Genomic DNA, 5,977 nt, shown 5'->3' on the forward strand with positions numbered 1-5,977 from the left:
GCCTACGGCAACGAAATCGTGAGATTGGCCGATTCGGTTTCGGGCTGCACGAGCTGCGAGTAGGGCGCAAGCGTGTGCATCGTCGAATTGCGCAGGTAGGTGTTCAAGCCGAAGTAAGCGCCGAGCCCCACGAGGGCGAAGACGGCGCCGATCGTCCAGAGCGGCAGTTCGTGCTTGAGCCGATGCGCGATTTGATCGGGCAACGGCCAATGCGGTGCGAAGGCTGCGCGTTTGCCTTTCATCTGCGCGATTTCATCGCCTAGACGGCCCGTCAGATACGAGAGCTTTTCAGGGCCTTCGAGCAAGTACTTGCCTTGGAATCCGAGCAGCAGGCACATATGGAAGACCTCGAGCGACTGCAGCCGCGCGATGCCTTGAGCGCGACAGGTTTCGAGCAGCTCGAAGAACTTCTCGCCGGCCAACTGCTCGCCGAACAGCGTGAGCTGCAGCGGGCGCCGCTCCCATTCGGCGCGGATCTTGAACGGCGAGGCGAGCACGGCTTCGTCGATGGCCGCGCAAAACGCGAACTTCGAGGCGTAGACATCGTCGGCCGCGGCGTTGAGCTTCTTCGCGCCGCGTTCGAACTCGGCAAGAAACGCCTGCACGCGCGCGCCGAATTCGCCCGCGTCGCCGGGCTCGCGCCCCTGCTTGAGCAGGAACACCATGAAAAAGCCGTCGTAGAGCAGATCGCGCAGCGAGCGTGCTTGAAACGTCCCCTCGGCCGAAGCCGAAGGCGGCGCGGATGCTGGTGCCGCGGCACCGAAGAGCGAAGGCATTTGTGTCATGACGTGACGGCGATGAGTTCGAGTTTGAGATCGCTGATGCCGGACGGCGCGTAGATCATGGCCGACTGCGCCTGCAGCATGCGGTCATAGAGGCCGCTGCGCGCTTCGAACGCGAAATAGCAGGCGCCGGGGCGCACCGGCACGGCCGGCGGTACTTGCGGCGTATAGACGAGGCGCACGCCCGGCATCGCGGACAGCACGAGCTTGTCGACGTCGTCGGGGGCGCCGACCTTGAAGCGCGCGGGCACGGCCTCGACGAGCTCGACCGCGGGCATGTCGGCCGACACGGCCAGGAAGAACGTCGTTTTCTCGTCGATCTTGCCCGAATCGAGCCGGCCGACGTGGAACGACGGACGCACTTCCTCGAGCGCGATCGCGAAGTAGCGCGTCGAAATCACCGTTTCGAGCAGATCGCGCACGATGGTGTCGAGCAGCGCGAAGCCGGGACCTGGATCGTCGTGACGGTAGGTGGGCAGATCGGCGAGCGCGTAGCGCTTCGAGAACGTCATCAGCTGCCCCGCGAGCCGCAGTAGCTCCTGGAACAGACGCTCGGGATGGAGCGTGGGCTGCTGCAATAAATGCACGAGCGAGGCGACTGCACCGTTCGCCGTGTGCAAGAGCCAGAACGAGGCGATGTCGCCCGAGCGGAATTCGATGATGTTCTTCGTGGGCTCGCGGTGAAAGCCGTACAGCGCGCTGACTTTCGCCTGCAGCGCGTCGATCAGTTGGCGCAGCCGCTGGTGCAGGATCGCGGATGCCTCGACGGCCAGGCAGGGCGGCACGAAGGTCTCGTCGATCTCGAAGCCCGAGGTGGCCGTGCGCCGCAAGCGCACGAGCGGCACGGCCAGCAATTGCGCACGCGGCTCGGTATGGCTGATCAGCTTCACGCGTGTTTTGAGGAACGTCAGATTCGCGACGGCCGCATCGGTGAATTGATCGGCGACGGCGGCTTGCCTCGGCGCGTAGCGCGAAACGAAGGCGTCCTCGGGATCGTCCGCGCAGTTGCCGCTCGTCTCGCGCAGCGGATGCAGCGCGAGATAGAACGTGAACTCGGCCACGCCCTCGGGCAATGTTTCCAGCGCGATCGGCTGCGGCAATTCGTCGGCGAGCGGCGCGGCGTAGAGCGTGCCGTCCGGGAAGACGAGCGACAGTTCCGAAATGCGCAGCAGATTGTTCGCGAGCGAATCGGCGTCGAACCGCACGCTGCGCACGCCCCAGTTGAACGGTTGGATCGCCCGTATCGATTCGAACAGCCGCGCCTCGTGATAGGCGTCCTGTTGCTGGAAATGCTGGGGCCGCAGAAAGAGCCCCTCGCCCCAAAGCAATTTCGCCGAATAACTCATCTGTATTTCGCTATCTTTCGCTATCAGGTTTTTCGTATATCGCACGTATGGCCGCCGTGAACGGCGGCGCGCCCGGCGCGCGGGATCATCTAGCCGCAACTGACCGAGGAGAGCAGATTGAGGCCCTGCAGCGGCAATTGCGGATCGGGCGAGATGACGGTGCCGCTCGCAACGGTCATCGCGCAGTTGTGAAGGCCGATCATTATGCCGGATTTCTCCGATTTAGCCGGATCGAAGACGAATTTCCAGCGCTGCAGCGCCGGGTCGCGAAACAATGCCACGACGCCGAACGCTTGCGCCTCGCGCGTGACCTTTTCCGTTGCCCGGTAATGCTGGCCGGGAATCAGCGTCACTTCTCGCACGCTCAGCAAATCGGCGCCCAGCGTGCTTTTTTCCTTGGCCGGATCGGTAAACGTGTCGAACGGCGCTTGCTGGAACGACGTCGGATCCTTCAAGGCGTAAAGACGCACGACGAGGGCAAGCGGATGCGCATCGTTGGCCGCGTTCAGATTCGGGGCCGCCGCGAGCGTCAGCGGCACCTCGCGCGGGGGCTTTTGCGAATCGGGCACGGGCGGCTTGCCGAGGCCGGCCGCCTGCAGCGCCGTGGACGCCGCCGCGCCCAGCACCGTCACGCCGGCGGCGCACCCGCCCAGCAGTACGCTGAGCACGAGCGGCCATGCAAGGCGCGACCCAAACCGATAACCGAAAGCTTTACGACTCACGCCAGCACCCCTTCGAAGTTGATGCATCGCCCATTGCCGATTCGCCGATTCACCATTCGCCCATTCCTTCATGTCGAACGGATGTCGGCCGGCGACGAGACGCATCATCGCCATTCGCTTGCATCATGCAATGGACAAGTTGGTCTAGTTCACTGATGCGGAAAAATTTTCCACTATTAAATCGTTTTCACGCTGATTCGGAAATTATTTCAGCATCGTCTATCTGAGATATCAATCGTCGCATTGAAATGTGAACGATTCTGATTTGAAGCCACACAGTTGAATTATCGAAAATTGGCCGGTACTATACGCGCGCACTCGCCGCAAAGCAAAGTTGCGGTTTCCCTCCGAATTAATAAGCCGCCCGGCAGTAAGTAAGAATGATGAAACTACGACTTTTCCGCCTTTTCCAATTGTCCGCCGCGGTGCTCGCGTGTGCCGCCGTGGTCGGCTGCGCAACGCAAAACGCGAGCACGCAAGCCAGCCCCGAAGCGTTCAACAAAGCGCTGGCCGATGCCGATGCCGTCGCCAAGAGCGGCGATCAAACGCGCGCGCTCGCGCTCTACGATCAGCTGACGAAGGCCGACCCGACGCGCGAAGAGCCGTGGTCGCGCATCGCGCAGATCCAATTCCAGCAGTCTCACTACGGCCAGGCCATCGTCGCCGCGCAAGAGGCGTTGTCGCGCGATCAGACCGACCGCGATGCGAAGAGCGTGCTGGCCGTGAGCGGCCTGCGCGTGGCCACCGAGTCGCTCGGCCAGTTGCGCCAGGATTCGGCACTCGCGGGCGACGCCAAGTCCGACGCCCAGGTGCTCGCGCATCAGCTGCGCGAAACGCTCGGCGAAAACACGTTGTTTCCGGAAGAAGTCGAGAAAAAGCCCGTCGTGAAAAAGCGCCGCTATGTGCGCCGCCCGGTCGCGGCCGCGCAAAAGAGCGCGGAGAAAGTCGCCGAAAGCGCCGACGCCGCTCCGGCGCCCAGCGCGCCCGCCAAGAGCGCCGCCCCGGCTCAGCCCGCGCAGGCGGCCAAGAGTGGCGGTGCTTCCGATCCCTTCAGTGCGCTTCGCTGATCGGCCCATTTGATCCAATCGCCTCGGGGAGCCAACGATGGCCAAGAAAGAAAGCATTCAGAAACGTCTGCAAAAGGTGCGGCCGCCGCGCGTGCAGTTGACCTATGAGGTCGAGCGCGGCGACGCGATCGAAGTCAAGGAGCTGCCGTTCGTCGTCGGCGTCGTCGCCGATCTGGGCGGTCAGTCCGAGGTCGAGCAGCCGAAGCTGCGCGACCGCAAGTTCGTCAGCATCGATCGCGACAATTTCGACGACGTCATGAAGGGCATCGAGCCGCGCGCGGCGTTCCAGGTCAAGAACGAGCTGACGGGTGCCGGCGGCTCGTTCGGCGTGGACCTGCGCTTCCGCTCGATGGACGACTTCGGGCCCGACGCCGTGGTCGACCAGATCGAACCGCTGCGGCGCTTGCTCGATGCACGCTCGAAGCTGGCCGATTTGCGCAACAAGCTGGCCAGCAACGACAAGCTCGAGAGCCTGCTCAGCGAAGTGCTCGCGAACACGCAGCAGTTGCAGACGCTGGCTGGCGAAGCGGGCGCGCGCGGTGATGCCGATGGTGAAGAGAAGCAAGGCGAATAACTTGATGCGGAGTGTCAGCATGAATCAGCAAACGGCTACGGCCGCGGCTCCGAGCGCCGCGCAAGCGAGCGCCGGCACGTCGCTGCTCGACGAGATCGTCGAGAAGAGCAAGGTTGCGAAATCCGATTCCGAGCACGCGCGTGCAAAGGACTTGATTGGCGAGCTCGTCCATCAGGTGATGGACGGCACGGTCGTCGTTTCCGACAACCTCTCGGCGACGATCGATGCGCGCATCGCCGAGCTCGACCGTCTGTTGTCGGCGCAGCTCAGCGAGGTCATGCATGCGCCCGAGTTCCAGCGCATGGAAAGCACTTGGCGCGGGCTCAACTATCTGTGCAAAGAGAGCAACACGGGCTCGACGATCAAGATCCGCGTGCTCAATGCGAACAAGCGCGAGATCGTCCGCGATTTCAAGGCAGCGTCCGAGTTCGATCAGAGCGCGCTGTTCAAGAAAGTGTACGAAGAAGAGTTCGGCACGTTCGGCGGTGCGCCTTTCGGCACGCTGATCGGCGATTTCGAGCTGACGCGTCAGCCCGAGGACATGTATTTCATCGAACAGATGTCGCACGTCGCGGCGGCGGCGCACGCGCCGTTCATCACGTCGGCCTCGCCGGAGATCCTCGGCCTCGAATCGTTCGCCGATCTCGGCAAGCCGCGCGATCTCGGCAAGGTGTTCGATACGGTCGAGTATGCGAAGTGGAAGTCGTTCCGCGAATCGGAAGATTCGCGCTACGTCGGCTTGACGCTGCCGCGTTACCTCGGGCGTCTGCCGTTTCATCCGAAGGACGGGCTCATCGCCGAGAAGTTCAATTTCGTCGAAAGCGTCGACGGCTCCGACCACAGCAAGTATCTCTGGTGCAACGCCGCGTGGGCGTTCGCCACGCGGCTGACGGCGGCATTCGACGATTTCGGCTGGTGCGCGGCGATCCGCGGCGTGGAGGGCGGCGGGCTCGTCGAAGACTTGCCGACACATACGTTCAAGACCGACGACGGCGAAATCGCGCTCAAGTGCCCGACCGAAATCGCCATCACGGACCGGCGCGAGAAGGAGCTCAGCGATCTGGGCTTCATCCCGCTCGTGCACTGCAAGAACTCCGATTACGCGGCGTTCTTCGCGGCGCAGTCGGTGCAGCGGCCGAAGAAGTACAACACCGACAGCGCGAATGCGAATGCCGTGTTGTCCGCTCAGCTGCAGTACATCTTCTCGGTCTCGCGTGTCGCCCACTATCTGAAGGCGATGATGCGCGACAAGATCGGCAGCTTCGCTTCGGCACAGAACGTCGAGCAATTCCTCAATCGTTGGGTGGCGCAGTATGTGCTGCTCGACGATAACGCCACGCAGGAACAAAAGGCGCAGTTCCCGCTGCGCGAAGCGTCGATTCAAGTGTCCGAGATTCCCGGCAAGCCAGGCTCGTACCGATCGGTCGCTTTCCTGCGTCCGCATTTCCAGCTCGACGAGTTGTCGATCTCGTTGCGGCTGGTGGCC

General features: G+C 63.0%; 6 protein-coding genes. 3 read left to right on the plus strand and 3 right to left on the minus strand.

Annotated features, from left to right (window positions below; all coding sequences use genetic code 11):
• Positions 1 to 2: 2 nt before the first annotated feature.
• From icmH to tssJ, 3 genes are all read right to left on the minus strand, one after another.
• Positions 3 to 785 (minus strand): type IVB secretion system protein IcmH/DotU, encoded by a 783-nt coding sequence (gene icmH, locus ACTHNZ_RS00950; protein WP_440540614.1) that lies wholly within the window; start codon positions 783 to 785, stop codon positions 3 to 5.
• Complete coding sequence (tssK, locus tag ACTHNZ_RS00955; protein WP_440540615.1) at positions 782 to 2,128, minus strand: type VI secretion system baseplate subunit TssK; 1,347 nt, start codon at positions 2,126 to 2,128, stop codon at positions 782 to 784. The genes icmH and tssK overlap by 4 nt, the downstream gene beginning before the upstream one ends.
• An 89-nt stretch (positions 2,129 to 2,217) precedes the next feature.
• Positions 2,218 to 2,850: a type VI secretion system lipoprotein TssJ gene (gene tssJ / locus ACTHNZ_RS00960; protein WP_440540616.1), complete on the minus strand. Its 633-nt coding sequence runs from the start codon at positions 2,848 to 2,850 to the stop codon at positions 2,218 to 2,220.
• A gap of 383 nt (positions 2,851 to 3,233) precedes the next feature.
• Between tssJ and ACTHNZ_RS00965 the strand changes: the two genes are divergently transcribed.
• The 3 genes from ACTHNZ_RS00965 to tssC all read left to right on the plus strand — a co-directional run.
• Positions 3,234 to 3,917, plus strand: coding sequence for a tetratricopeptide repeat protein (locus ACTHNZ_RS00965; RefSeq protein ID WP_440540617.1), 684 nt, complete (start codon positions 3,234 to 3,236; stop codon positions 3,915 to 3,917).
• Positions 3,918 to 3,954: 37 nt separating this feature from the next.
• The gene (gene tssB / locus ACTHNZ_RS00970) at positions 3,955 to 4,491 is read left to right on the plus strand and encodes a type VI secretion system contractile sheath small subunit (protein ID WP_440540618.1); all 537 of its coding nucleotides are present in this window, start codon (positions 3,955 to 3,957) and stop codon (positions 4,489 to 4,491) included.
• Between the two features lie 19 nt (positions 4,492 to 4,510).
• Positions 4,511 to 5,977, plus strand: a 1,467-nt coding sequence (gene tssC, locus ACTHNZ_RS00975) for a type VI secretion system contractile sheath large subunit (protein ID WP_440540619.1), incomplete at its 3' end; no start/stop codon positions are given.

This window comes from Trinickia sp., assembly GCF_051953955.1.
In the GTDB taxonomy this organism is placed as follows: domain Bacteria; phylum Pseudomonadota; class Gammaproteobacteria; order Burkholderiales; family Burkholderiaceae; genus Trinickia.

Bases quoted from the DNA above. Each gene is read 5' to 3' on its own strand.
- icmH (WP_440540614.1), bottom strand. From the start codon at position 785: ATGACACAAATGCCTTCGCTCTTCGGTGCCGCGGCACCAGCATCCGCG.
- ACTHNZ_RS00965 (WP_440540617.1), top strand. From the start codon at position 3,234: ATGAAACTACGACTTTTCCGCCTTTTCCAATTGTCCGCCGCGGTGCTC.
- tssB (WP_440540618.1), top strand. From the start codon at position 3,955: ATGGCCAAGAAAGAAAGCATTCAGAAACGTCTGCAAAAGGTGCGGCCG.
- tssK (WP_440540615.1), bottom strand. From the start codon at position 2,128: ATGAGTTATTCGGCGAAATTGCTTTGGGGCGAGGGGCTCTTTCTGCGG.